Origin of the sequence: Actinoplanes rectilineatus (genome assembly GCF_000962825.1) — a bacterium.
Lineage (GTDB): Bacteria > Actinomycetota > Actinomycetes > Mycobacteriales > Micromonosporaceae > Actinoplanes > Actinoplanes rectilineatus.
In genome coordinates this window covers 103,736-126,791 of the sequence record NZ_JZKF01000020.1, presented here as the reverse complement: position 1 = coordinate 126,791, position 23,056 = coordinate 103,736, and the positions used below count along the sequence as shown (strand labels likewise).

The 23,056-nt window shown below is 69.7% G+C and carries 22 protein-coding genes; 18 read left to right on the top strand and 4 right to left on the bottom strand.

The window, feature by feature from the left end; genetic code table 11:
- Window positions 1–149 precede the first annotated feature (149 nt).
- From WH85_RS17665 to WH85_RS17655, 3 genes are all read left to right on the top strand, one after another.
- A complete protein-coding gene (locus WH85_RS17665; protein ID WP_245673984.1) occupies window positions 150–1,214 on the top strand; it encodes a site-2 protease family protein in 1,065 nt (354 codons plus the stop codon).
- 56 nt (window positions 1,215–1,270) lie between these two features.
- Entirely contained in the window at window positions 1,271–2,332 is a 1,062-nt protein-coding gene (locus tag WH85_RS17660; RefSeq protein WP_083449062.1) for a tRNA (adenine-N1)-methyltransferase, read from the top strand.
- Between the two features lie 103 nt (window positions 2,333–2,435).
- On the top strand, window positions 2,436–3,026 hold the full coding sequence (locus WH85_RS17655; RefSeq protein ID WP_045742998.1) for a hypothetical protein: 591 nt from the start codon (window positions 2,436–2,438) through the stop codon (window positions 3,024–3,026).
- Window positions 3,027–3,249: 223 nt separating this feature from the next.
- Here the strand turns inward: WH85_RS17655 and WH85_RS17650 are convergent, their stop codons facing one another.
- Entirely contained in the window at window positions 3,250–3,540 is a 291-nt protein-coding gene (locus WH85_RS17650; protein WP_045742964.1) for a ferredoxin, read from the bottom strand.
- Between the two features lie 318 nt (window positions 3,541–3,858).
- Here WH85_RS17650 and arc point away from each other — a divergent pair, with 318 nt between their 5' ends.
- The 8 genes from arc to WH85_RS17610 all read left to right on the top strand — a co-directional run bounded on the left by arc (window position 3,859) and on the right by WH85_RS17610 (window position 12,612).
- Complete coding sequence (gene arc / locus WH85_RS17645) at window positions 3,859–5,640, top strand: proteasome ATPase (RefSeq protein ID WP_045742963.1); 1,782 nt, start codon at window positions 3,859–3,861, stop codon at window positions 5,638–5,640.
- A gap of 59 nt (window positions 5,641–5,699) precedes the next feature.
- Window positions 5,700–6,890: an acyltransferase family protein gene (locus tag WH85_RS17640; RefSeq protein WP_052720515.1), complete on the top strand. Its 1,191-nt coding sequence runs from the start codon at window positions 5,700–5,702 to the stop codon at window positions 6,888–6,890.
- Window positions 6,891–6,973: 83 nt separating this feature from the next.
- Entirely contained in the window at window positions 6,974–8,491 is a 1,518-nt protein-coding gene (gene dop / locus WH85_RS17635; protein ID WP_045742962.1) for a depupylase/deamidase Dop, read from the top strand.
- Between the two features lie 82 nt (window positions 8,492–8,573).
- Window positions 8,574–8,789: a ubiquitin-like protein Pup gene (locus WH85_RS17630; RefSeq protein WP_045742961.1), complete on the top strand. Its 216-nt coding sequence runs from the start codon at window positions 8,574–8,576 to the stop codon at window positions 8,787–8,789.
- A gap of 216 nt (window positions 8,790–9,005) precedes the next feature.
- A complete protein-coding gene (gene prcB / locus WH85_RS17625; RefSeq protein ID WP_045742960.1) occupies window positions 9,006–9,845 on the top strand; it encodes a proteasome subunit beta in 840 nt (279 codons plus the stop codon).
- 32 nt (window positions 9,846–9,877) lie between these two features.
- Window positions 9,878–10,684: a proteasome subunit alpha gene (gene prcA / locus WH85_RS17620; protein ID WP_045742959.1), complete on the top strand. Its 807-nt coding sequence runs from the start codon at window positions 9,878–9,880 to the stop codon at window positions 10,682–10,684.
- Window positions 10,685–10,845: 161 nt separating this feature from the next.
- Window positions 10,846–12,204, top strand: coding sequence for a Pup--protein ligase (gene pafA, locus WH85_RS17615; RefSeq protein ID WP_045742958.1), 1,359 nt, complete (start codon window positions 10,846–10,848; stop codon window positions 12,202–12,204).
- A 189-nt stretch (window positions 12,205–12,393) separates the two neighbouring features.
- Entirely contained in the window at window positions 12,394–12,612 is a 219-nt protein-coding gene (locus tag WH85_RS17610; protein WP_245673982.1) for a hypothetical protein, read from the top strand.
- Window positions 12,613–12,738: 126 nt separating this feature from the next.
- Here the strand turns inward: WH85_RS17610 and WH85_RS17605 are convergent, their stop codons facing one another.
- Window positions 12,739–13,818, bottom strand: coding sequence for a DUF3866 family protein (locus WH85_RS17605; RefSeq protein WP_045742957.1), 1,080 nt, complete (start codon window positions 13,816–13,818; stop codon window positions 12,739–12,741).
- Window positions 13,819–13,837: 19 nt separating this feature from the next.
- The gene (locus tag WH85_RS17600; protein ID WP_045742995.1) at window positions 13,838–14,827 is read right to left on the bottom strand and encodes a cation diffusion facilitator family transporter; all 990 of its coding nucleotides are present in this window, start codon (window positions 14,825–14,827) and stop codon (window positions 13,838–13,840) included.
- A 59-nt stretch (window positions 14,828–14,886) separates the two neighbouring features.
- On the opposite strand from WH85_RS17600, the gene WH85_RS17595 reads away from it, so the two are divergent.
- From WH85_RS17595 to WH85_RS17570, 6 genes are all read left to right on the top strand, one after another.
- On the top strand, window positions 14,887–15,876 hold the full coding sequence (locus WH85_RS17595) for a helix-turn-helix transcriptional regulator (protein WP_045742956.1): 990 nt from the start codon (window positions 14,887–14,889) through the stop codon (window positions 15,874–15,876).
- A complete protein-coding gene (locus WH85_RS17590; RefSeq protein WP_045742955.1) occupies window positions 15,873–16,844 on the top strand; it encodes a helix-turn-helix transcriptional regulator in 972 nt (323 codons plus the stop codon). The genes WH85_RS17595 and WH85_RS17590 overlap by 4 nt, the downstream gene beginning before the upstream one ends.
- A gap of 68 nt (window positions 16,845–16,912) precedes the next feature.
- Complete coding sequence (locus WH85_RS17585) at window positions 16,913–17,155, top strand: hypothetical protein (protein ID WP_045742994.1); 243 nt, start codon at window positions 16,913–16,915, stop codon at window positions 17,153–17,155.
- Between the two features lie 135 nt (window positions 17,156–17,290).
- A complete protein-coding gene (gene tatA / locus WH85_RS17580) occupies window positions 17,291–17,674 on the top strand; it encodes a Sec-independent protein translocase subunit TatA (RefSeq protein ID WP_045742954.1) in 384 nt (127 codons plus the stop codon).
- A 9-nt stretch (window positions 17,675–17,683) separates the two neighbouring features.
- The gene (gene tatC / locus WH85_RS17575) at window positions 17,684–18,652 is read left to right on the top strand and encodes a twin-arginine translocase subunit TatC (protein ID WP_045742953.1); all 969 of its coding nucleotides are present in this window, start codon (window positions 17,684–17,686) and stop codon (window positions 18,650–18,652) included.
- A gap of 165 nt (window positions 18,653–18,817) precedes the next feature.
- The gene (locus WH85_RS17570) at window positions 18,818–19,024 is read left to right on the top strand and encodes a hypothetical protein (protein WP_045742952.1); all 207 of its coding nucleotides are present in this window, start codon (window positions 18,818–18,820) and stop codon (window positions 19,022–19,024) included.
- A gap of 435 nt (window positions 19,025–19,459) precedes the next feature.
- Here WH85_RS17570 and WH85_RS17565 read toward each other — a convergent pair whose 3' ends face one another.
- Complete coding sequence (locus WH85_RS17565) at window positions 19,460–20,209, bottom strand: HAD family hydrolase (RefSeq protein WP_045742993.1); 750 nt, start codon at window positions 20,207–20,209, stop codon at window positions 19,460–19,462.
- A 79-nt stretch (window positions 20,210–20,288) separates the two neighbouring features.
- Here WH85_RS17565 and WH85_RS17560 point away from each other — a divergent pair, with 79 nt between their 5' ends.
- On the top strand, window positions 20,289–23,051 hold the full coding sequence (locus tag WH85_RS17560; protein ID WP_045742951.1) for a DEAD/DEAH box helicase: 2,763 nt from the start codon (window positions 20,289–20,291) through the stop codon (window positions 23,049–23,051).
- The last annotated feature ends 5 nt before the right edge of the window (window positions 23,052–23,056 follow it).

Sequence of the window (23,056 nt, the reverse complement as noted above, 5' to 3'; positions counted from 1 at the left end):
GGCCAGGGGTGTGACGAAAAAAGCGGGGTGGGTCCCGCGGCGCGGGTGTCCGTAGCATCGACGCGGTGGGAGAAGACGCCGTGAAAGAGGGCCGGGGGCCGCGGCCGGTGGCGCGGGTGCTGGGTGTGCCGGTGCACGCCAGCGGGTCGATGGTGCTGCTCGCGGTGCTGGTCACGGTGGTCTACGGCAACTATGCGGAGGCCGAGCTCGGGCTGGCACCGCCGATCGCCTACCTGGTCGGCCTCGGGTTCGTGGCTTGTCTGCTCGGGTCGGTTCTGCTGCATGAGCTGGGACACGCGCTGACCGCCCGGCGCAACGGGATCGGGGTGCGGCGGATCACGTTGGAGCTGCTCAGCGGGTGGACCGAGATGGACCGGGACGCGCCCACCCCGCGGGTCGACGCTCTCGTGTCGCTGGCCGGGCCGGCCGTCTCGCTGGTGCTCGGCGGGATCGCCACCGCGGCCGTGCTGTTGCTGCCGGAACGGACCGTCCCGGGGCAGATCGCGTTCCAGCTGGCCGTCAGCAATGTGCTGGTGGCGGTCTTCAACGTGTTGCCGGGGCTGCCGCTGGACGGTGGCCGGGCGTTGCGGGCCGGGCTGTGGGCGCTGCTCAAGGACCGTAACCGGGCGACGGTGGTGGCCGGCTGGGCCGGTCGGGTGCTCGCGGTGCTCAGCGCGGCCGGGGCGGTGGTGCTCTACCGGACCGGGGTGCTCACCGTGTTCGGTCTGGTCTTCGTGCTGCTGGTGGTGCTCACCCTGTGGCAGGGTGCCGGGCAGTCGATCCGGTTGGGGCGGATGACCGGGCGGTTCCCGCTGATCGACCTGTCGCGGCTGGCACGGCCGGTGCTGACGGTGCCGGCCGGCACACCGCTCGGGGAGGCGCAGCGCCGCCGGTCGGAGGATCCGCGGCCGGATGTGGTGCTGGCCGTCGCCGACGCGGCGGGTAGCCTCACCGCACTGGTCGACCCGGTCGCCGCCGAACGGGTGCCGGTCGAACGGCGGCCGTGGGTGGGTGTGGAGACGGTGTCCCGGTCCCGGGACGCGTTGACCTCCCTGCCTGTCGGTCTCACCGGGGCGCAGGTCGTGCAGGCGCTGCAGACCCACCCGGGTGCGCAGTACCTGGTGACCGCAGGCGAGGATGTGATCGGCGTCCTGCGGGTCGCCGACGTGGCGGCGGTGCTGGAACCCCGCCGCGTCGCACCGAGACAGCGTTGAGCGAGCCAGAAGTAGCAGCGCTGAACGAACCAGAACCGCCGGCTGAGAGAAGAGCAGTGACCACAACCCCGACCACCGCCGTCGACGAGCAGGTCCCCGCGCACCGTGGGCCGTTCCGGGCGGGCGACCGTGTCCAGCTGACCGACCCGAAAGGGCGGATGCACACGATCGTGCTGGAACCCGGCAAGGCGTTCCACACCCACCGCGGCGCTCTGGAGCACGACGCGCTGATCGGCCTGCCGGACGGCAGCGTGATCACCGCCACCAGCGGTACGGCGTACCTGGCCCTGCGTCCGCTGCTCGCCGACTACGTCCTGTCGATGCCCCGCGGCGCCCAGGTGATCTATCCGAAGGACGCCGCCCAGATCGTCGCCATGGGTGACGTCTTCCCGGGCGCGAAGGTGCTCGAGGCCGGTGCCGGGTCGGGTGCTCTCACCTGTTCGCTGCTGCGGGCGGTCGGCGCGTCCGGCGAGGTGCACAGCTACGAACTGCGCGACGACTTCGCCGCCATCGCCCGCAAGAACGTCGAGGCGTTCTTCGGCGGACCGCACCCGGCGTGGCACCTGCACAACGGTGATGTGGCGAGCAACGAGATCGGCGGGTTCGACCGGATCGTGCTGGACATGCTGACCCCGTGGGAGACCCTCGACATGGTCGAGCGGTCGTTGATCCCGGGCGGTGTGTTCATCGGGTACGTGGCGACCACGCCGCAGCTGTCGGAGCTGGTCGAGGCGCTGCGTGAGCGGGGCTGCTGGACCGAGCCGCGGGCCTGGGAGTCGCTGATCCGGGACTGGCACGCCGACGGCCTGGCGGTCCGCCCGGACCACCGGATGATCGCGCACACCGCGTTCCTGGTGTCGTCGCGCAAGCTCGCCCCGGGTGTGACGGCTCCGCCGCGCCGCCGGAAGCCGAGCAAGGGCGCCGAGGCGTACGCGGCCCGCAAGGCGACCCTGGCCGCCCTCGCCGCGCAGGCGGAGGAGGAGGCCGAGGCCACCAGCCCGAAGCGTGTCACCCGGCTGGCGAAGGCCGCCGAGAGCGCCGGTGCGGGGACGGCCGGGACGACCACGGTCGAGACCACGGAGCCGGAGACGGTGAGCGGCGAGACCGCGGAGCAATAAACCGGAAAGTAACCAGACCGGGGGACCCACCGGGGAGTGACCGCCGCCGCTGCGATCCGGTAGGTTCCGGAAGGGTCTTTCGGGAGGGCAAGGGGTGGGCGCGATGAGTTCTCCGCCGTTCGGCGGTGGCAACGAGATGCCGGCGGTCTTCCCCGACTGGTCTCCCTACCCCGATCTCGACTCGGCCGCCCGGGCCTATCTCCGCGATCCCGACGTCGCTCTGGAGGCGCTCTTCGGCGTGCTGCGCGGCGCTTCTGTGCTGTGTTTCACGCTGGAGCGTTTCGTCAACGAGGTCAACGGCGTCTGGCAGGAGGTCGTCGTCTGCGACGGCACCCGCCTGGTGCTGTGGCACGGCGAGGACGTGGCGCCCGGCGACGGCCCGGTCGGGTCGATGACCTCGTCGCTGCGGGTGGTGCCGCTGTCCACGGTCACCGAGGTGGGCTGCCGCCGGCGGCTCACCCGGACACCGCAGGGCCAGGCGCGGGTCGACAGCATCGACGTCTACCTGCTGCTCAGTTCGGTCGACGACGCGGTGCCGCCGCCCGGGGTGGGCGAGGAGGACGGCCGGGCCCCGCTGCGCCACGACGCGCTGCGGTTCGGCAAGACCCTCGACGACGGCGGCCCGGGTCAGATCGCCCGCCTGGAGGAGTTCTCCCGGGTGGTCGCGTCCCTGGTCGGAAAGCCGACGCTCTAGACACGTTCGTGCCGGCATCCGTGTGGTGTGTCGGGGTGTTGAGCGCGGCCGTGGTCACCACGCCCCACGACGGCTGTGGTGACTTGAGGCGCTGAGCGCGGCCGTGATCACCACGCCCCACGACGGGTGTGGTGAATTCGGGTGGCCAGCGCAGCTGAAGTCACCACGCGGACGGGGTTGGCACCCTGACCACGGAACGTGCCCAGGCGCTTCGGGAACGCTTCTACAGGACGTCGGGGCCGGCGACGGCGACGCCGTCGGACTCGCGGGCGACGTAGATGCAGTCCCCGGGGCACTCCTTCGCGGAGTCGATCACCTCGAGGATCAGGTGCGACGGCACGCCCACGCGGACCCCCGGTGACTGCAGGAGATCACCCGCGCCGTCCTTGACGTATGCCAGGCCGTCGATGTCCAGTTCGAACACTTCCGGGGCGTACTGGGCGCAGAGGCCGTCGCCGGTGCACAAGTCCTGATCGATCCAGACCTGTAGCTCTTCCTCGGCTGCTGCCGACACTCCGACCTCCTGCAAAACGACTGCCGAACGACCACGAAACGACTGCCCAGCGACCGCATGACCGCCCGCCCGGCAACCTTATGACCACTGCCAGGCGACCGCCGAACGACCCCGCCGCCACTGGGCAAAGACTGCGATCGAACCACGACGCAACCGCTACGAGAACCGTCCGACCGTACCCGAAGATCCTGTATCAAGATCTTCGGCGGGTCGATCGATCGATCAATAGTCGGTGACGAGGGTGTTGCATGGGTCGAAAACCGCTTCGCAACAGCTAGTGTTAAGCCAAGACGTTCGAGCCCCCCGGGGAGGTGGGACGTGGCACGTAGCGACGAAGCGGACTCCCGCGCCGCACGATGGGAGAAAGAGGCCAACGATCTCTCCAGTCAGGTCGCGTTCCTTCAGGAGGAACTCGCCCTGGTCAGGCGGAAGTTGACCGAAAGCCCCCGACACGTCCGGCAGCTTGAGGAACGGCTCGCGGCAACGCAGGCGCAGCTGGCCCGAGTGACCGAGAACAACGAGCGGCTCGTGGCGACCCTCAAGGAAGCCCGAGCCCAGATCGTCACTCTCAAGGAAGAGATTGACCGGCTCGCCCAGCCGCCCAGCGGCTACGGCGTGTTCCTGACCGCACACGAGGACGGCACGGTGGACGTGTTCACCGGCGGCCGCAAGCTGCGGGTGGCGGTCTCGCCGTCGCTCGCGGTCGAGGAGCTCCAGCGCGGGCAGGAGGTCCTGCTCAACGACGCGCTCAACGTGGTCGACGCCTTCGGCTTCGAGCGCACCGGTGAGGTGGTCCTGCTCAAGGAGGTCCTGGACAACCCGGGTGGCGGCGCCGCCGACCGGGCTCTGGTGGTCTCCCACGCCGACGAGGAACGCATCGTGTTCCTCGCCGACTCGCTCGAGATCACGAAGCTGCGCGCGGGCGACTCACTGATGATCGAGCCGCGTTCGGCGTACGCCTACGAGCGGATCCCGAAGAGTGAGGTCGAGGAGCTCGTCCTCGAGGAGGTCCCCGACGTCGACTACACCGACATCGGTGGTCTGCACTCGCAGATCGAGCAGATCCGTGACGCGGTGGAGTTGCCGTTCCTGCACGCCGACCTGTTCCGGGAGCACCAGCTGCGCCCGCCGAAGGGCATCCTGCTCTACGGCCCGCCCGGTTGTGGCAAGACCCTGATCGCCAAGGCGGTGGCCAACTCGCTGGCCAAGAAGATCGCCGAGCGGCGTGGCGAGGAGAAGCACACCAGCTACTTCCTCAACATCAAGGGCCCGGAGCTGCTCAACAAGTACGTGGGTGAGACCGAGCGGCACATCCGCCTGGTCTTCCAGCGGGCCCGTGAGAAGGCCGGCGAGGGCACCCCGGTGATCGTGTTCTTCGACGAGATGGACTCGATCTTCCGGACCCGTGGTTCGGGTGTCTCCAGCGACGTGGAGAACACCATCGTTCCCCAGCTGCTCAGCGAGATCGACGGTGTCGAGGGCCTGGAGAACGTGATCGTGATCGGCGCCTCCAACCGGGAAGACATGATCGACCCGGCGATCCTGCGTCCCGGACGTCTCGACGTGAAGATCAAGATCGAGCGTCCGGACGCCGAGGCGGCGAAGGACATCTTCGGGAAGTACATCCTGGCCGACCTGCCGCTCTCGGGTGACGACCTGACCGAGCACGGCGGCAACCGGGACGCGACGGTCGCCGCGATGATCGAGGCGGTCGTCCTGCGGATGTACACGGAGACCGAGGAGAACCGCTTCCTCGAGGTCACCTACGCCAACGGTGACAAGGAGGTCCTGTACTTCAAGGACTTCAACTCCGGCGCGATGATCCAGAACATCGTGGACCGCGGCAAGAAGATGGCGATCAAGGAGTTCCTCACCTCCGGCAAGAAGGGGCTGCGCCTGCAGCACCTGCTCGACAGCTGTGTCGACGAGTTCCGGGAGAACGAGGACCTGCCGAACACCACGAACCCGGACGACTGGGCGCGCATCTCCGGCAAGAAGGGCGAGCGGATCGTCTACATCCGCACGCTCGTCTCCGGTGGCAAGGGCGCCGAGGCCGGCCGGTCCATCGAGACGGCCAGCAACACCGGTCAGTACCTGTAATCAACCGACGGCGGTGCCGGAGGGGTTTCCCCGCCGGCACCGCCGTCGTTTCACCCCGTATGCACGGGACCCGCCTGGCGTGGCTCGACGCTCTCCGCGGCTATGCCGCCGTCGTCGTGGCCGCCTTCCATCTCAGCCCGGTCGTCCTCGGCGCCGACCGGCACCTCGCGCTGTACCGCGCCTTCGACGCCGGCAAGTACGCCGTTCTGCTGTTCTTCCTGGTCAGCGGTTACGTGATCCCGATGTCGCTGGAGCGGCACGGTTCGTTGCGCCGGTTCTGGACGGGCCGGATCGCCCGGATCTACCCGGCTTACCTGCTGACGATTCTGCTCGCCCTCGCCCTGGCCGCCGCGGGCCTGTACCGACTGCCGGAGCAGTGGCGCGGGGAGACCTCGGCGAGCGTGCTCGCGCACGCGTCGATGCTTCAGGACCTTCTGGGGGTACGCGGACTCGTCCGCCCGTTCTGGACTCTGAGCTTCGAGATGCTCTTCTATCTGGTCGTGGCGGGACTGTTCGCGTGGCGGCTGCACCGTCTCAGCGCCTGGTGGGCGACCGGGTTGACGGCGGTCGCCGTGCTCGGCGGTCCGTATCTGCCGGACGGTCTGCTCGGCGCGACGGCCCGGGACCGTCTGGCCGTTGCGGGACTGGCGCTGCTGCTTCTGGGCGGCTGCTTTCTCGCGTACACCCGAGGGTCGAGGATCGTGATCGTGATGGCCGGCGGTGTGGGCCTGGGGATGGCCACGCCCGCTTTCGTGAACGGTCATGCCACGAAGTGGGTGACCAGTGCCTCGTCGGGGCAGGCGCTGCTGTTCCTGGCGGTGATGTTCGCCGGGACGGTGGTGTACCGGGTGCAGCACGGCCAGATCGGTCGCGGGAACCTGGTGGCGCTCGTGGTGGTGTTCGGCGGCTGGACCGGCGAGAAGGGCTGGGAAGTTCCGCTGGCGGTGCTGGTAACTTTCGGTGGCGCTTTCGCGCTGCGTCACCGCCGGGTGCCCGCCGTGCTGACCTGGTTGGGAACGGTCAGTTATTCGCTCTATCTGCTGCACATCCTCGTGCTGGGGCTGGTCGTGCGCCTCACCGACAGCCGCCCCCTGATCATTGTCGGTTTCGTGACCGGGACGCTTGCTGTCGCCTGGGCCTCGCACCGGTTCGTCGAGGAGCCCGGACGGCGCCTCGCCCGGTCCCGGATGGACACGGAAGGTGGCACGCCGCGCACGCCGAGCTTCGGAAAGCAACGTGAGAGCGTCTAGGCTCGATACATGAGCTGGCTTGGCTTCGTGGCGGACAGCAAGGTCTCCAAGGACGGCGCGGTCCTAAAGAACAGGGTGGTCGCATGAGCGTTCGACGGATTATGGGAACAGAGGTCGAGTACGGCATCTCCGTGCCCGGCCAGCCCGGCGCCAACCCGATGGTCACGTCCTCCCAGGTGGTCAACGCCTACGGCGCACGCCCCGAGCTCAACCGCGGCGGGCGCGCACGCTGGGACTACGAGGAGGAGTCGCCGCTGCGCGACGCCCGTGGATTCACCTACTCCGGTGCCGCCTACGACCCGGCCGAGGCCCTCGCCGACGAGGATCTCGGTCTCGCCAACGTCATCCTGACCAACGGGGCGCGGCTCTACGTCGACCACGCCCACCCGGAATACAGCACTCCGGAGTGCACCAACCCGCTCGACGTGGTCAAGTGGGACAAGGCCGGTGAACGGGTGATGGCCGAGGCGTCCCGGCGCGCCGCCACGATCCCGGGCGCCCACCGGATCCAGCTCTACAAGAACAACACCGACAACAAGGGCGCCTCCTACGGCTCTCACGAGAACTACCTGATGCGCCGGCAGACCCCGTTCGCCGACATCGTCGCCCACCTGACCCCGTTCTTCGTCACCCGCCAGCTGTTCTGCGGCGTCGGCCGGGTCGGTCTCGGGCAGGACGGCTCCGGCGCGGGCTTCCAGCTCTCCTCGCGTGCCGACTTCTTCGAGGTCGAGGTGGGCCTGGAGACCACGCTCAAACGGCCGATCATCAACACCCGCGACGAGCCGCACGCCGACGCTGACAAGTACCGCCGGCTCCACGTGATCATCGGGGACGCCAACCTGTCCGAGATCGCCTCCTACCTCAAGATGGGCACCACCGCGCTGGTGCTCAACATGATCGAGGAGAAGGTGTTCACCGGCGAGTTGGGCATCGCCGACCCGGTCAGCGAGCTCAAGGCGGTCAGCCACGACCCGACGCTCAAGCACCTGATGCGGCTGCGCGACGGCCGCCGCCTGACCGCGCTCGACCTGCAGTGGGCCTACTACGAGCGGGCCCGGCAGTTCGTCGACGAGCGTTACGGCGCGGACGCCGACGAGCAGACCGCGGACGTGCTCGACCGCTGGGAGGACGTGCTCGACAAGCTCGGCCGCGACCCGATGCTCTGCTCCGACAGCCTCGACTGGGTCGCCAAGCTGCGGCTGCTGGAGGGCTACCGCGAGCGGGAGAACCTCGGCTGGAGTTCGCCGAAACTCCAGCTGGTCGACCTGCAGTACGCCGACGTCCGCCCGGAGAAGGGCCTCTACCACCGCCTGGTGGCCCGTGGCTCGATGAAGACGCTGCTGGAGCCGGACGACACCCAGCGCGCGATGTACGAGCCGCCGGAGGACACCCGGGCCTACTTCCGGGGCCGCTGCCTCGCGCAGTACGCGTCCGAAGTGGTCGCCGCCAGCTGGGACTCGGTGATCTTCGACGTCGGCCGGGAGTCCCTCGTCCGGGTGCCGATGATGGAACCGGAACGAGGCACCCGCAAGCATGTCGGTGCCCTGTTCGACACGTGTGAGAGCGCGAAGGATCTCCTCGAGGTGATCACGAGCCGGTAATGCGTTTCGTCACAGGCGCGAGGTAGGTTTTTCCCAACCCGATGTTGCGGTTACTTCGGGTGGCTGAGAAGGGGGACATCCAATGGCAACCCGAGACACCGGTGGTCAGTCGCAGTCCAGCAAGGGACACAGCGACCAGGAGATCGAGGACGTCACCGTCGAGGCCAATCCCGAGGTCGCCGAGCGGCATGCGGAGATCACCGAGGACGTCGACGATCTGCTCGACGAGATCGACAGCGTCCTCGAGGAGAACGCCGAAGAGTTCGTGCGTGGATATGTGCAAAAAGGCGGCCAGTGACGCCTTTTGTCCGATTTAGTTGACATAGTTCACCGGACGCTGCCCGCCCTCGGGGCCGGGCAGCGTCCGGTGCTGCTCCCGCTTCGATCGAACGCGGGAAATGCCTCGCAACACGTCGATGATGTTCACCGCACGGCATCGGCGCGCGGGATATTGTGCTTCAACTGCACGGTGGGTTTTCTCGCCGATGCGATACGTACCTGAGAAAGGAACCACGTGGCGACGGGCTTTGATCCATCCGGGCGTCTACCGGATTTCTTCACCAACGCGGGGACGTCCTCCTTCACGCAGTTCCTGAGCCAGGCCGCGCCGGAGCTGCTGCCGGGCCGGCGCCCCCTCCCGCCGGGCCTCTCCGCCGACATCGCGCCGCACGGGACCACGATCGTGGCCATCGCGACGGCCGAGGGCGTGGTGATGGCCGGTGACCGCCGGGCGACCATGGGCAATCTGATCGCCAGCCGGGACATCAAGAAGGTGCACCCCGCCGACTCGTACTCACTGATCGGCATCGCGGGCACCGCCGGCATCGGCATCGAGCTGATCCGCCTGTTCCAGGTCGAGCTCGAGCACTACGAGAAGATCGAGGGCGCCATGCTCTCGCTCGACGGCAAGGCGAATCGGCTCGCGGCCATGGTCCGCGGCAACCTCGGCGCCGCCATGCAGGGTCTCGCGGTGGTGCCGCTGTTCGCCGGGTTCGACCTGGCACCCGCCGAGGGCACCGCTCCCGGCCGGATCTTCAGCTTCGACGTGGCCGGCGGCCTCTACGAGGAGACCGGCTACGAGGCGATCGGTTCCGGTTCGCTGTTCGCCAAGTCCGCGCTGAAGAAGCGCTACCGGGCCGGCGTCGGGACCGACGACGCGATCCGGCTGGCGCTGGAGGCGCTCTACGACGCCGCTGACGACGACACGGCCACCGGTGGGCCGGATGTGATTCGCAAGATCTACCCGGTGGTGATGACCGCGACGTCGGCCGGGACGCACCGGCTGACCGACGCGGAGACCGCGGCGGTCGCCGAACAGGTCGTGTCGGGACGTGCGGAGAACCCGGGCGGTTGATCCGCACGGCGCTGGAGAAGGAGTAGCCACCCGTGGCCATGCAGTTCTACGCATCACCCGAGCAGGTTCAGCGCGACCGCTCGGAGTACGCCCGTAAGGGCATCGCCCGCGGCCGGTCGGCTGTGGTGCTTTCCTACGAGGGCGGCATTCTGCTGGTCGCCGAGAACATCACCACCCTCCGCAAGATCAGCGAGATCTACGACAAGATCGCGTTCGCGGCGGTCGGGCGGTACAACGAGTTCGAGAGCCTGCGCCGTGCCGGTGTGCGGATGGCGGACATGCTCGGCCTCAGCTACGACCGGCGGGACGTGACCGCGCGGGCGCTGGCGAACGCGTACACCCAGACGCTCGGCTCGATCTTCTCGGAGACCCAGAAGCCGTACGAGGTGGAGATCTGCATCGCGCAGGTCGGCGCCACGCCGGAGCAGGACGAGCTGTACCGCATCATGTACGACGGTTCGGCCCTGGACGAGCCCGGCTTCATGGCGATGGGCGGGCAGGCCGAGGCGATCGCCGCCGTCCTCAAGGAACGCCACGACACCGCGGCTGACCTGCAGACCGCCCTGGTCCTGGCCGCCGAGGCGCTGGGCAGCGTCGGCGGAGAGAACGGCCAGGCCCGCACGCTCACGGCCAAGCAGCTCGAGGTGGCGGTCATCGACCGGCGCCGGCCGGGCCGCGCGTTCCGCCGGCTCGCGGACTCCACGCTGACCACTCTGCTCGGGCACGAGTCGGTGCCGGAGGCCGAGCTCGGCGATGTGGACTCGGCGCCGCCCGCGCCGTCCGAGGGAAAGCCGACGGTGTCGGCCGCCCCGGAGGCGGACGAGACGAAGTCCGAGTAGACGAGCACGGAAGAACGCCCGTTCGGCCCCGGAACTCCCCGGCGGCGAACGGGCGTTCTTTCACGCGTACCCAGAGAAAAGCGCGAGAAGCGCGCCCGGTCTCCCGGGAAAGCGTGGCTTGTGGGTCCCGCTGAGGCTGAAGTAGCTAGTAGTGTTTCTTCATGGAACGGCGAATTTTCGGCCTCGAGACCGAGTACGGAGTCACGTGCACCTATCGGGGGCAGCGGCGGCTGTCTCCGGACGAGGTGGCCCGCTACCTGTTCCGCCGAGTGGTCTCCTGGGGACGCAGCAGCAACGTGTTCCTCCGCAACGGCGCCCGCCTCTACCTCGACGTCGGTTCCCACCCTGAGTACGCGACTCCCGAATGCGATTCCGTCACCGACCTGGTCGCTCACGACCGTGCCGGTGAGCGCATCCTGGAGGGCCTTCTGGTCGACGCGGAGAAGCGTCTGCACGACGAGGGCATCGCCGGTGAGATCTACCTGTTCAAGAACAACACCGACTCGGCCGGCAACTCCTACGGCTGCCACGAGAACTACCTGGTCTCGCGGCACGGCGAGTTCGGCCGTCTCGCCGACGTGCTCATCCCGTTCCTGGTCACCCGCCAACTGATCTGCGGCGCGGGCAAGGTGTTGCAGACCCCGCGCGGCGCGGTCTTCTGCCTGTCCCAGCGCGCCGAGCACATCTGGGAGGGCGTCTCCAGCGCGACGACGCGCAGCCGCCCGATCATCAACACCCGCGACGAGCCACACGCCGACGCGGAGCGTTACCGCCGCCTGCACGTGATCGTCGGCGACTCCAACATGAACGAGGTCACCACCCTGCTCAAGGTGGGCGCCGCCGACATCGTGCTCCGCATGATCGAGGCCGGCGTGGTGATGCGCGACCTGACCTTGGAAAACCCGATCCGCGCGATCCGTGAGGTCAGCCACGACATCACCGGCCGCCGCAAGATCCGCCTGGCCAACAACAAAGAGGTCTCCGCCCTGGAGATCCAGCAGGAATACCTGGCCAAGGCCACCGAGTTCGTCGAGCGCCGTGGTGGCGATCCGGTCGCCAAGCGCGTCGTCGAGCTGTGGGGCCGCGTCCTCAACGCCGTCGAGACCGGCAACCTCGACAGCGTCAGCCGCGAGATCGACTGGGTCTCGAAATACAAGCTGATCGAGCGCTACCAGGCCAAACACGACATCCCGATGTCCCACCCGCGGATCGCGCAGCTCGACCTGGCCTACCACGACGTCCGTCGCGGCCGGGGACTCTACGCCCTGATGGAGAAGCGCAACCAGGTCGACCGCATCGCCAACGACCTGCAGATCTTCGAGGCCAAGGAGACGCCGCCGCAGACCACGCGCGCCCGCCTCCGCGGCGAGTTCATCAAACACGCCCAGGAGAAGCGCCGCGACTTCACCGTCGACTGGGTGCATCTCAAGCTCAACGACCAGGCGCAGCGCACCGTTCTCTGCAAGGACCCGTTCCGCGCCTACGACGAGCGGGTCGAACGGCTGATCGCCAGCATGTGACGGCACGTCAGCTCGTGTTTCGTAAGGGGGGCAGGAGCGAGGCGAGGTCCAGGTGTCGTCTGGGTGTGCGGCGCGGGCGCCCGGATACCGGGGTTGTATCCGGGTGTTCGCGACGTGCGGCCAGACGGCGGCTGGGCCACGCCGCAGCCCAGCCATCCCTTACGAAACACGAGCTAAGCTGGCCGGGTTATGAATGCCATGCCCGGCCGGCCTGACCTGCCCCCCGAACCCCCCGAGCGCTCCGAGCAGGAGGTCCGCTGGGGCCGCGTCGAGCGTCGCCGCGAGCGCATCTACCAACAGATCAAGCGAGACCGCGCCGGCAACCACAAGATCCCGACGTGGGTCTATGTGTCGCTCTTGGCTGCCCTGGTGCTCGGCTGGCTCTATCTGATCATCACGTCCCGATAGGCGTTTCCCAGCGCAAGATCAAATTCATGTCGTAGCCGGGTGGTGGGTACAGACCGTCGCTCCCGCCGAGGGCCCTTCGGGCTACCTGCGTGAATGGTCGCCGCCCGAAGGCGAGACGACGCAGCCTCAGAGCAGGGATGCGGCATGCCGCCCAGCGGCGGCAGCGGCCAGGAAATAGCCGTGGTCCTGATCCAGCTTGCGGCCCATGGTCGACAACGGCACCGGACAGGCCCGCAGAGCCGGGTCCAACCCGTCGGACGAGACCCGGACGATCCGGTGCCGAGCCGCCAGCGGAACGAGAGCCGCGTCCACCACAGCCGCCAGAGCCGGCTCGAGCCCGTCGGGGACAGGCAGGTCGGCAGCGGCCAGCGCCACCCGGCCGTAAGCCGTCAGACTGTGGTGCGACACCCCGCGGTGCCGGTCACGCCCGTCCCCGTCGGAGATCCGCAGCGACCCGACCGGCCGCCCGCCGAGCACCGCCACCGCGTTGATCGCCTCGCCCAGGGCCACCCCGGAGAACCCCCAGGTGGTGCCGGTCCCCAGATTCCCCGGCCCCTGCGCGACGATCGTGACATCGGCCCGCAGCACGTGCCGAGCGGCGAGCAGACCGGTGTGCACCGTGCTCGCCTCCAGGTCACCGCCGAACGCCTGCCCGGTGGTGACCGTGCCGGCGAGATGGCCACGCAGGCCGTCGAGGGTGCGGGAGAACCAGGCCGGCAGGGCACCGCCGTCGGTCATCAGGTAGGCGACCCGGGCGTCCGGCCGGTCGGCGTGCACCCCGGCCAGGATCGCCGGCAACGCCGAGTGCAGGTCGGCGGTGACCACCGGCATGCCGTCGATCGTGTCGGCCGTGGCCATCGTCTCCCGGTGCGGGGAGGCCTCCTCGTCCACGCCCAGCAGGATCGGCTGCAGCGGGGTGTAACGGGCCTTGACCAGGTGGCCGTGGTCGCGGGTCGCACCGTCGTCGGCAGGGTCCGCCGGCAACCGGTCGGGCAGGGCCACGACCAGGGCGTACCCGCCGGTGCCGAGGCCCATGACGAGCGCACCGACGTTGAGCAGGACCCGGTCGCCGGCCTCCGGAGCGCCGGTCAGCGACGGGTAGGCGAGCGCACGCAGCGGCCCGCCGGTGGTCTCCACGTCGAGTTCGACCGCGCCGCGCCAGGAACGCCGCACCGCAAGGACCGTCCCGGCCCGCCATCGCACCATGCGGCGACCCTACACAGGGTCACACCGGGAGGCCGCCCTCGGTGTGGGTGTGTCCGGGCCGTCCCCGGGTCGGGTCGAGGAACACGTACCGGATCTCCGGGAAGCGTTCGCGAAGACGGCGTTCGGCCTCGTCGGAGGCCTCCTCGATGGCCGCGCCGGTCGCGTCGTCGGCGAAGTCGACCTTCGCCGCGACCAGGATGTCGCCGGGCCCGATCTGCATCGTGAACAGGGTCGGTACGGCGGTGACGACGTCGACGGCGGCCAGGTCGGCGGCGATCTGCCGGTGGACGCGGCGCGGCACCGCCCGGCCGACCAGCAGGGACATGTTGCTGCGGGCCAGCACGGTGGCGACCACCAGCAGGAGCAGGCCGATCAGGATGGACGCCACGCCGTCCCACAGCTCGGAGCCGGTGAGCTGCGCCAGGCCCAGCCCGCCGGCGGCCAGGACCAGGCCGATCAGAGCGGCCGAGTCCTCGAAGTAGACGGCTTTGACGGTGGTGTCCGAGGTGAGCCGCAGGAAGCGCCGCGGCGTGGTGTTCCACCGCCGGGACGCGCCGAGCACCTGACGGCGGGCCTTGAGGAACGAGACGCCCTCGGCCGCGAACGCCACGGCCAGCACGACGTACGACGCGAGATAATCGCCGCTGGCCTCGCCCTCGAGGATGGTGTCGACGCCGTGATAGATCGAGAATCCGGCACCGCCGACGAAGGTGAACAGGGCGGCGATGAACGCCCAGACGTAACTCTCCTTGCCGTACCCGAAGGGATGTTCCTCGTCGGCGGGCCGGGCGCCGCGCCGCAGGGCGACGTAGAGGAAGACCTCGGTGACCGTGTCGGCGACCGAGTGCGCCGCCTCGGAGAGCATCGCCGCCGATCCGGAGGCGAGCCCGGCCACCAGCTTCGCCACGGCGATCACGAGGTTGGCGGCGCCGGCGAGCAGGACGGTGCCCATGCTCTCCGACTCGGGGCCCGAGGGGGTGGGGGCGGCTGCGTCGGTCACGGGTGCCATCATTTCCCCCTGGCCATCACGGATAACCGTCCCGACTTGCGGGTTGCTAGGGTTGCGCGGTGTCGCGCACTCGTACGGAGCGCCTGGTTAACCTGGTGATCTGCCTGCTGTCCACGCGCCGGTTCCTGACCGCCGCGCAGATCGCGCTGACCGTGCCCGGTTACGAGCACGACCCTGAGGACCCGCGGGACCACGAGGCGTTCCAGCGCAAGTTCGAGCGGGACAAGGCGGAGCTCCGCGAGCTCGGGGTGCCGCTGGAGACCGGCACGGCGAGCATCTTCGACCAGGAGCCGGGTTACCGCATCGCCCCGCGGGAGTATGCCCTGCCCGACATCCTGCTGGAGCCGGACGAGGCCGCCGCCGTGGGCATCGCCGCACGTCTCTGGCAGCACGCCGGCCTGGCCGCCGCCGCCTCGTCGGGTCTGGCCAAGCTGCGGGCCGCCGGGGTCGAGGTGGACCCGCAGGCCACGCTCGGTGTCGAGCCGGTCGTCACCGTCGACCCGTCGTTCGGCCCGCTGACCGCCGCGGCCCGCCAGCGCCGGGCCGTCACGTTCAAGTACCGCGTGCCCGAGGTCGACGAGCCGACCACCCGCCGCCTGGAGCCGTGGGGCGTGGTCTGCTGGCGCGGCCGGTGGTATGTGGTGGGTCACGACAAGGACCGCGCCGCCACCCGCTGCTTCCGGCTGTCCCGCATCGTCGGCGACGTCCGGGCCACCGGGCAGCCGGACGCGTTCACCCCGCCGGGGGACACCGATCTGATCAGTCACGTCGCGCATCTCTCCGGTCCGGTCGCCCGCACCGGCCGTGCCACGGTGACGGTCCGGCCCGGCCGGGCGGCCGGTCTGCGGCGCCTGGCGGCCGAGTCGGTGGCCACCCCGGACGGCGACCGGTTGACCATCCTGTACGGCGACGCCGAGTGGCTGGCCTCACGGATCGCCGGGTACGGCCCGGACGCCCGCGCGGAGGGCCCGCCCGAGTTGCGGACCGCGGTGATCCAGCACCTCAAGGAACTGGTGTCCCGGCACGAGGTCACGGCGGTGTCCCGATGACCCCGCAGCAGCGCGCGACCACGCCCCGCACCTCGGCCGACCGTCTCGGCCGGCTGCTCAACCTGGTGCCCTACCTGCTGGCCCGCCCGGGGATCCTGGTGTCCGAGGCGGCCGCCGACCTCGGGGTGACCGAGCGTCAGCTGCGCGAGGACCTGGAGCTGCTCTGGGTCTGCGGCCTGCCGGGATACGGCCCGGGTGACCTGATCGACATGGCACTGGACGGCGACCGGGTGACGATCAGTCACGACGCCGGCATGGACAAGCCGTTGCGGCTCAACCCGGACGAGGCGCTGGCGCTGATCGTGGCGTTGCGGATGCTCGCCGAGACGCCCGGCATCGGCACCCGGGACGCGATCGAACGCGCCCTCGCCAAGATCGAGAGCGCGGCCGGTGACCTGGCCACCGCCCCGGTCGCGGTGCGGCTGCCGGCCAACCAGAAGAAGCTGGCCGCGGTCCGTGCGGCGGTCGACTCCGGGAACGCGTTGCGCCTGACCTACTACACGGCCGCCCGGGACGAGACCAGCGAACGGGTGGTCGACCCGATGCGGATGCTGATGGTCGGCGGGTTCGCCTACCTGGAGGCGTGGTGCCGGCGGGCCGAGGGGACCCGGCTGTTCCGGATCGACCGGATCGACGGGTTCACCGAGTTGCCCGAACCGTCCGCCCCGCCGGTCGAGGCGGTGCCGCACGACGTCACCGGCGGCGTCTTCCGGCCCGGCCCGGACCTGCCGCTGGTCACCCTGCGGGTGGGGCGCGGCGGGCGCTGGATCACCGAGTACTACCCGGTGGAGGAGGTCACCCGGGAGACCGGCGAGTGGCGGGTCACCATGCGGGTCACCGACCTGGGCTGGGCGCAGCGTTTCCTGGCCGGTCTCGGACCGGACGTGACCGTGCTGGGACCGCCGGAGCTGGTGGAACGCATCCGGGCGCAGGCCGCCACCGCGCTGGACCAGTACTCCGCGGGTTAGCCGGGCACCGGGACCACGCCTCGCTCCCGGCCCTCGGGCGGGACAGGCGCTAGGGTTACCGGGTGCTGATGTGGGTCTGGATCGCCGTCGGAGTGATCGCGCTGTTCATCCTGGTCTGGTGCGGTCTGCGCCTGTTGGGCCGGTTGTCCGAGTTGCGCCGTGCCGCAGTCAAGCTGCAGCGCCGCCAGGAAGAGGCGATGGTGCTGCAGGCCGGCGCCGAGAAGCTGCAGCGGACCGTCCTGCAGGTGCAGGAGCGGGCCGAACGCATGCAGGAGAAGGTCGCCACGATCCAGGCGGGGCTGGGACGATGAACAGTGGGAGAAACCCCGTTTGACAGCAGACACTTAGCGAGATCGTAAGAAACCCGGGCCATCCGGTGGGCATCATCGACGGAATCCACACGTACGATGGACCGGCCACCTGATCCGACCGACTGGAGTCATCCCATGGGCGCCCTCAAGCCATGGCACATCATCGTTCTCGTCGTCGTGCTCGTGCTGCTGTTCGGCGCGAAGCGACTGCCGGACGCGGCGCGTTCCCTCGGACGCTCGCTGCGGATCATCAAGGCGGAGACCAAGGGTCTCGTCGACGACAACAACAGTGCCGACCCCAACCTCGCGGAGAAAGCGGACGCGCAGCACGGGCGCACACCGCTGCAGGGTGAGGTGCACCAGCCCTACCAGCAGCAGCCCGGCTACCAGCAGACGCCGCCCGCGGGCTACCAGCAGCCGCAGGGCTACCAGCAGACCCCGCCGCCGGCCGGCTACCAGCAGGCGCAGCCCGCCCCGCAGCCGTTCGTCGACCCGGTGCAGCGCACCAACGACCGCTGACCCGAGTCGATGGCACTGAGCCTGCGCCCCAAATCAAAGGGACCCTCGAAGTTCGAGCAGGCCGCCGACGGCTCCATGACGCTCATCGAGCACGTCCGGGAGTTGCGTAACCGCCTCTTCTGGGCCTCGCTCGGCATCGTCGGCGGCCTGATCGTCGGCTTCTTCCTGGCCAACTGGACCTTCCACATGCTCAGCGGGCCGTACTGCGCGCTGGAGAGCTCTTGGGTGCTGAACGCCAAAGGCGTCGCGGAGTGCAAGTTCCTCACGCTGGGCGCCACCGACGGCCTGATCCTCAAACTGAAGATCGCGCTGTGGATCGGCCTCATCGTCGGTGCCCCGATCTGGTTGTTCCAGCTGTGGGCGTTCATCGCGCCCGGCCTGCACCGTCACGAGCGCAAGTGGGCCTACGTCTTCGTGCTGATCGCCGCGCCGCTGTTCATCGGCGGCGCCGTGCTCGCCTACTTCGTGGTGCAGCACGGTCTGGCGTTCATCATGGAGGCCGGCGTCCTGCAGGACTCCCAACAGCTCGAGGTCACGTCGTACATCGGGTTCGTCACCACGATGATCCTGCTGTTCGGCGTGGGCTTCGAGTTCCCGCTGGTCCTGCTGATGCTGAACTTCACCGGCGTGGTGTCGGCGAAGCGGCTGCTCAGCTGGTGGCGAGCGGTGATCTTCCTGTGCTTCGCGTTCTCCGCGGTCGCCACCCCCGACCCGGGACCGTTCGGCATGATCATGCTGGCCGGCTGCATGACGTTGCTCTACTTCATCGCGGTCGGGGTGTCGTTCCTCAACGACAAGCGGACCGGACGCGGCAAGGAGATCTACTCCGGCCTGGACGACGACGCCATCTCGCCGCTCGCGGAGGAACGCGTGCCGGTCGGCGCGTCCGACCCGGTGGAGGCCCCGACAGCGGTCGAGGCACCCGCCCCGGTGGACAAGCCGCAGTCGCTGGAGCGCCGCTACGACGACATGACATGACCTGATGGTCGGTGACGAGGGCACCCATCGCGGTGCCGGTCGAACCCCTGTGGGGGAGACCGGCACCGCGATGTGCTTTCCGCAGGTCAATTGCGGTTCGGGTGCAATACGGTTGCCGGGCGGTGCGCGGGGTCAGATTCTTCGTCGCGGGCCGATCGTGGTGGCATGTCGATGAGCCCGATCAACAGCAGCACGCCGTCGTTCAGCTCGATGGCGTCGTCGATCCTCGGCAACGCCCGTCACGCCTTCAGGGCGATGGCGGCGGCCGCGACGACCGCACCGGAGGTCCAGTCCGAACCGAAGGAACCACTGGCCCCGCCTCGGACGAGCCGGCCCGGCCGTCAGGGCACCATGGTCGACAAGTACATCTAGACACGCGCCGTGGTCACGGTGCGAAGCCCGTCCGCGTGGTGACTTCAGGCGCGCTGGGCGCCCGAAGTCGTCACACCTGTGATGGGCGTGGTGTTTTCGGGCGCCCAGCACGCCCGAATTCAACACACCACCAGGGGTGTGGTGAATTGGGGCGTCCAGCGCGCCCGAATTCACCACGCCCACAACAGCGTGGTGACTTCGGGCGCCCAGCGCGCCCGTATTCACCACACAACCAGGGGTGTGGTGAATTGGGGCGTCCAGCGCGCCCGAAATCACCACGCGGATGGGCTTCGCACCCTGACCACGAAACGTGCCTAGAGGAGTGGCGAATCCGCTGACCCGGCCCTGTTCAGCCGACGAACCGGGCCCGTCATCCGTCAGCCTGCTCGGCTTGTTCAGCCCCACCAGCCGGGCCCGTCAGGCCGCTCGGCTTGTTCAGTCGGCGAAGCCGGCCAGGGCCAGCGTGGCGCCCAGGCCGTTGGTGCGGCCCGGCTCGGCAGCCGGCAGGACCAGGGCGGCACAGCCCGCCGCCACCGCGCCCGCGTCGGCCGGGCTGTCGCCGACCATCAGGGTGCGTTCCGGGTCGGCGCCCAGCATGCCGCAGGCGCGCAGGAAGATCGCCGGATCGGGTTTGGTGCGTCCCACCTCGTAACTGAGGGCGTACGCGTCGACCAGCCCGTCCAGCCCCCACGCCGCGAACAGGGGACGGATGTCGAAACCGATGTTGCTGACCACGCCGACCTTGACGCCACCGGCGTGCAGGCGTCGCAGGGTCGGCTCGGTGTCCGGGTAGGGCAGCCAGCCCTCCGGAACGAGCAGCCGGTCGTAGAGCGCGTCGGCGAGACCGGCCACGTCGGTGTGCACGGTCGCGGCCAGACCGGTGTAGGCGGCGCGGTGGGCGTGCGCGTAGAGATCGCGGTCGGCCCAGTCCTCGGCGAGGTGCGGCGGCACCCGGTGCGGCAGGGGACCGCCGGCGCGCCCGGCGGTCAGCAGCCGGTCGGCGAGGATCGTCGCCTTGCCCCGGTCGAGGGTGGTCCCGCAGGTGGCGGCGGCCGCCAGAACCCAGCTGACCGGGTCTTCCACCTGGGCCAGCGTGCCGTGGAAGTCGAAGAGCACCGCCTCCACCGGTCGTACGGTATGTGGTGGGTGATCGGTCTTCTCGTTGACATCCGGCACGCCGTGCACCTTACCGAGGCCGCCGGAGCGACCCGACGGCCACATACCGTGTCGCAAATTGTCATATCCACGAACTAGCCTGGTGGTCATGACTAGTCCCGCCGAACGATATGCGGAATCACAGCGGCGGGCGGCGCGGGTCGCGGCCTTCCCGGCCCTCGAGGACTTCATGCTCGACGTGGGCTTCGACCTGGACGATTTCCAGCGTGAGGCCTGTGAGGTCCTGGAGCGCGGCAACGGGGTCCTGGTGTGTGCGCCGACGGGCGCCGGCAAGACCGTGGTGGGTGAGTTCGCGGTGCATCTGGCGCTGCGCGACGGGGCACGCAAGTGCTTCTACACCACCCCGATCAAGGCGCTGTCCAATCAGAAATACCACGATCTGGTGGCTCGGTACGGTGCGGACAAGGTCGGTCTGCTGACCGGCGACAACACGATCAACGGCGATGCCCCGGTGGTGGTGATGACCACCGAGGTGCTGCGCAACATGCTCTACTCCGGTTCCGAGCAGCTGCGCAACCTGGCGTATGTGGTGATGGACGAGGTGCACTACCTCGCCGACCGGTTCCGTGGCGCCGTCTGGGAAGAGGTGATCATCCACCTGCCCTCCTCGGTGACGCTGGTCTCACTGTCCGCGACGGTGAGCAACTACGAGGAGTTCGCCGACTGGCTGGTCACCGTCCGCGGCGAGACCGAGGTGGTGGTCAGCGAGCACCGGCCGGTGCCGCTGTGGCAGCACATGCTGGTCGGCCGCCGGATGTTCGACCTGTTCCACGACGCCGACGCGGCGAAGAAGCACGACGTGCACCCGGAGCTGCTGCGCTACACCCGGGAGATGGACCGGCGGCTGGAGCTGACCGACCGGTCCGGCGGGTGGAACGGGCGGGGCGGCAACCGGACCCGCCGCTGGCAGCCGCCACCCCGGGCCGAGGTCGTCGACCGGCTGGAACGCGCCGGCCTGCTGCCGGCGATCCTGTTCATCTTCAGCCGGGCGGGGTGCGCCGCCGCGGTGCAGCAGTGCCTGGCGGCCGGCCTGCGGCTGACCGATGCCGACGAGCGGGCCGAGATCCGGCGCATCGTGTCGGCCAAGGTGGCGAACATCCCGGCTGAGGACCTCTCCGTGCTGGGCTACTGGGAGTGGCTCGACGGGCTGGAGCGCGGGGTCGCCGCCCACCATGCCGGCATGCTTCCCGCCTTCAAGGAGGCGGTCGAGGAGTGTTTCGTGCGGGGCCTGGTCAAGGCGGTCTTCGCCACCGAGACCCTGGCGCTGGGCATCAACATGCCGGCCCGCTGCGTCGTGCTCGAACGGCTGGTCAAGTTCAACGGTGAGGCGCACGTCGACCTGACCCCGGGGGAGTACACCCAGCTGACCGGCCGGGCCGGGCGCCGCGGCATCGACGTCGAGGGTCACGCCGTGGTCCTCTGGAGCCCGGACATCGACCCGCGGCAGGTGGCCGGCCTCGCCTCCACGCGCACGTTCCCGCTGCGGTCGTCGTTTCGTCCGTCGTACAACATGGCGGTGAACCTGGTCGGCACGGTCGGTGCGGACAAGTCCCGGGAGCTGCTGGAGTCCAGCTTCGCGCAGTTCCAGGCGGACCGGTCGGTGGTCGGTCTGGCGCGGCAGGTGCAGCGCAACGTCGAGACCATGGAGACGTACGGGTCGGACGGCGCCTGCCACCACGGCGACTTCGACGAGTATTTCGCGATCCGGGTCGCCATCGCCGACCGGGAGAAGTCGCTGTCCCGCCAGGGCGTGCAGCAGCGCCGGTCGGCGGCGGTCTCGTCGCTGGAACGGCTGCGTGCCGGTGACGTGATCCGGGTGCCGCAGGGCCGCCGGGCCGGCCTGGCCGTGGTGGTCGAGCCGGCGACCGGCGGGTTCGGTGAGCCGCGGCCGCTGGTGCTGACCCAGGATCGGTGGGCCGGCCGGATCGGGCCGGGCGACTTCGGGGGTGCCGCCGAGGTGCTGGCGCATCTGCGGGTGCCGAAGAGTTTCAACCCCCGCTCGCCCGCGTCCCGCCGTGACCTGGCCGCGCAGGTGTCCGCGACCGGACTGGACCGGCACCCGGACCGCCGGCGGTCCGGCCGCAGCAAGGGCAACCCCGGTGAGGACGCCGAGGTGGCCCTGCTCAAGGTGCGGATGCGGCAGCACCCGTGCCACGCCTGCCCGGAGCGGGAGGACCACGCCCGCTTCGCCGAGCGCCGGCACCGCCTGTCGCGGGACACCGACGCGCTGCGTGACAAGGTGGCCGGCCGCACCGGTTCGCTGGCCCGCACCTTCGACCAGGTGTGCGCGGTGCTGACCGCCCGGGGCTATCTCTCCTCCGACGGTGAGGTCACCGAGGACGGCCGGATGCTCGGCCGGATCTGGTCCGAGGCCGACCTGCTGATCGCCGAGTGCCTGCGGCAGGGTGTCTGGGACGGTCTGGCCCCGGACGAGTTGGCCGCCGCGGTGTCGATGGTGCTCTACGAGTCGCGCCGCGAGGGGGAGGATCGGGCCTCCGTGCCGAAGGGCCCGATCACCGCTGCGGTGGATTCCTGCGCCAAGCTCTGGGGGGAGATCGCCGCCGACGAGGCGGAGCACGGGCTGTCGCTGACCCGGGAACCCGACCCCGGTTTCGTGTGGCCGATGTTCCGCTGGGCCCGGGGTGAACCGCTGGCCAAGGTGCTGGCCAGCGGCAACCAGCACGACACGGACATGCCCGCCGGTGACTTCGTGCGCTGGGCGCGGCAGGTGCTCGACCTGCTGGGCCAGATCCGGGAGGCGTCGGCCGCGTCGCCGAGCGTCAAGGCGACGGCCCGCAAGGCGGTGACCGCGGTCAACCGGGGTGTGCTGGCGTTGCAGGGCGGCCAGTAGGGCTC

Coding starts and splice junctions, on each gene's coding strand:
- tatA (WP_045742954.1), top strand. CDS start 17,291: ATGGGCGCCCTCAAGCCATGGCACATCATCGTTCTCGTCGTCGTGCTC.
- WH85_RS17560 (WP_045742951.1), top strand. CDS start 20,289: ATGACTAGTCCCGCCGAACGATATGCGGAATCACAGCGGCGGGCGGCG.
- WH85_RS17570 (WP_045742952.1), top strand. CDS start 18,818: ATGTCGATGAGCCCGATCAACAGCAGCACGCCGTCGTTCAGCTCGATG.
- pafA (WP_045742958.1), top strand. CDS start 10,846: ATGGAACGGCGAATTTTCGGCCTCGAGACCGAGTACGGAGTCACGTGC.
- WH85_RS17630 (WP_045742961.1), top strand. CDS start 8,574: ATGGCAACCCGAGACACCGGTGGTCAGTCGCAGTCCAGCAAGGGACAC.
- WH85_RS17640 (WP_052720515.1), top strand. CDS start 5,700: ATGCACGGGACCCGCCTGGCGTGGCTCGACGCTCTCCGCGGCTATGCC.
- WH85_RS17585 (WP_045742994.1), top strand. CDS start 16,913: ATGTGGGTCTGGATCGCCGTCGGAGTGATCGCGCTGTTCATCCTGGTC.
- WH85_RS17600 (WP_045742995.1), bottom strand. CDS start 14,827: ATGGCACCCGTGACCGACGCAGCCGCCCCCACCCCCTCGGGCCCCGAG.
- WH85_RS17665 (WP_245673984.1), top strand. CDS start 150: ATGGTGCTGCTCGCGGTGCTGGTCACGGTGGTCTACGGCAACTATGCG.
- dop (WP_045742962.1), top strand. CDS start 6,974: ATGAGCGTTCGACGGATTATGGGAACAGAGGTCGAGTACGGCATCTCC.
- WH85_RS17605 (WP_045742957.1), bottom strand. CDS start 13,818: ATGGTGCGATGGCGGGCCGGGACGGTCCTTGCGGTGCGGCGTTCCTGG.
- WH85_RS17655 (WP_045742998.1), top strand. CDS start 2,436: ATGAGTTCTCCGCCGTTCGGCGGTGGCAACGAGATGCCGGCGGTCTTC.
- WH85_RS17590 (WP_045742955.1), top strand. CDS start 15,873: ATGACCCCGCAGCAGCGCGCGACCACGCCCCGCACCTCGGCCGACCGT.
- tatC (WP_045742953.1), top strand. CDS start 17,684: ATGGCACTGAGCCTGCGCCCCAAATCAAAGGGACCCTCGAAGTTCGAG.
- WH85_RS17610 (WP_245673982.1), top strand. CDS start 12,394: ATGAATGCCATGCCCGGCCGGCCTGACCTGCCCCCCGAACCCCCCGAG.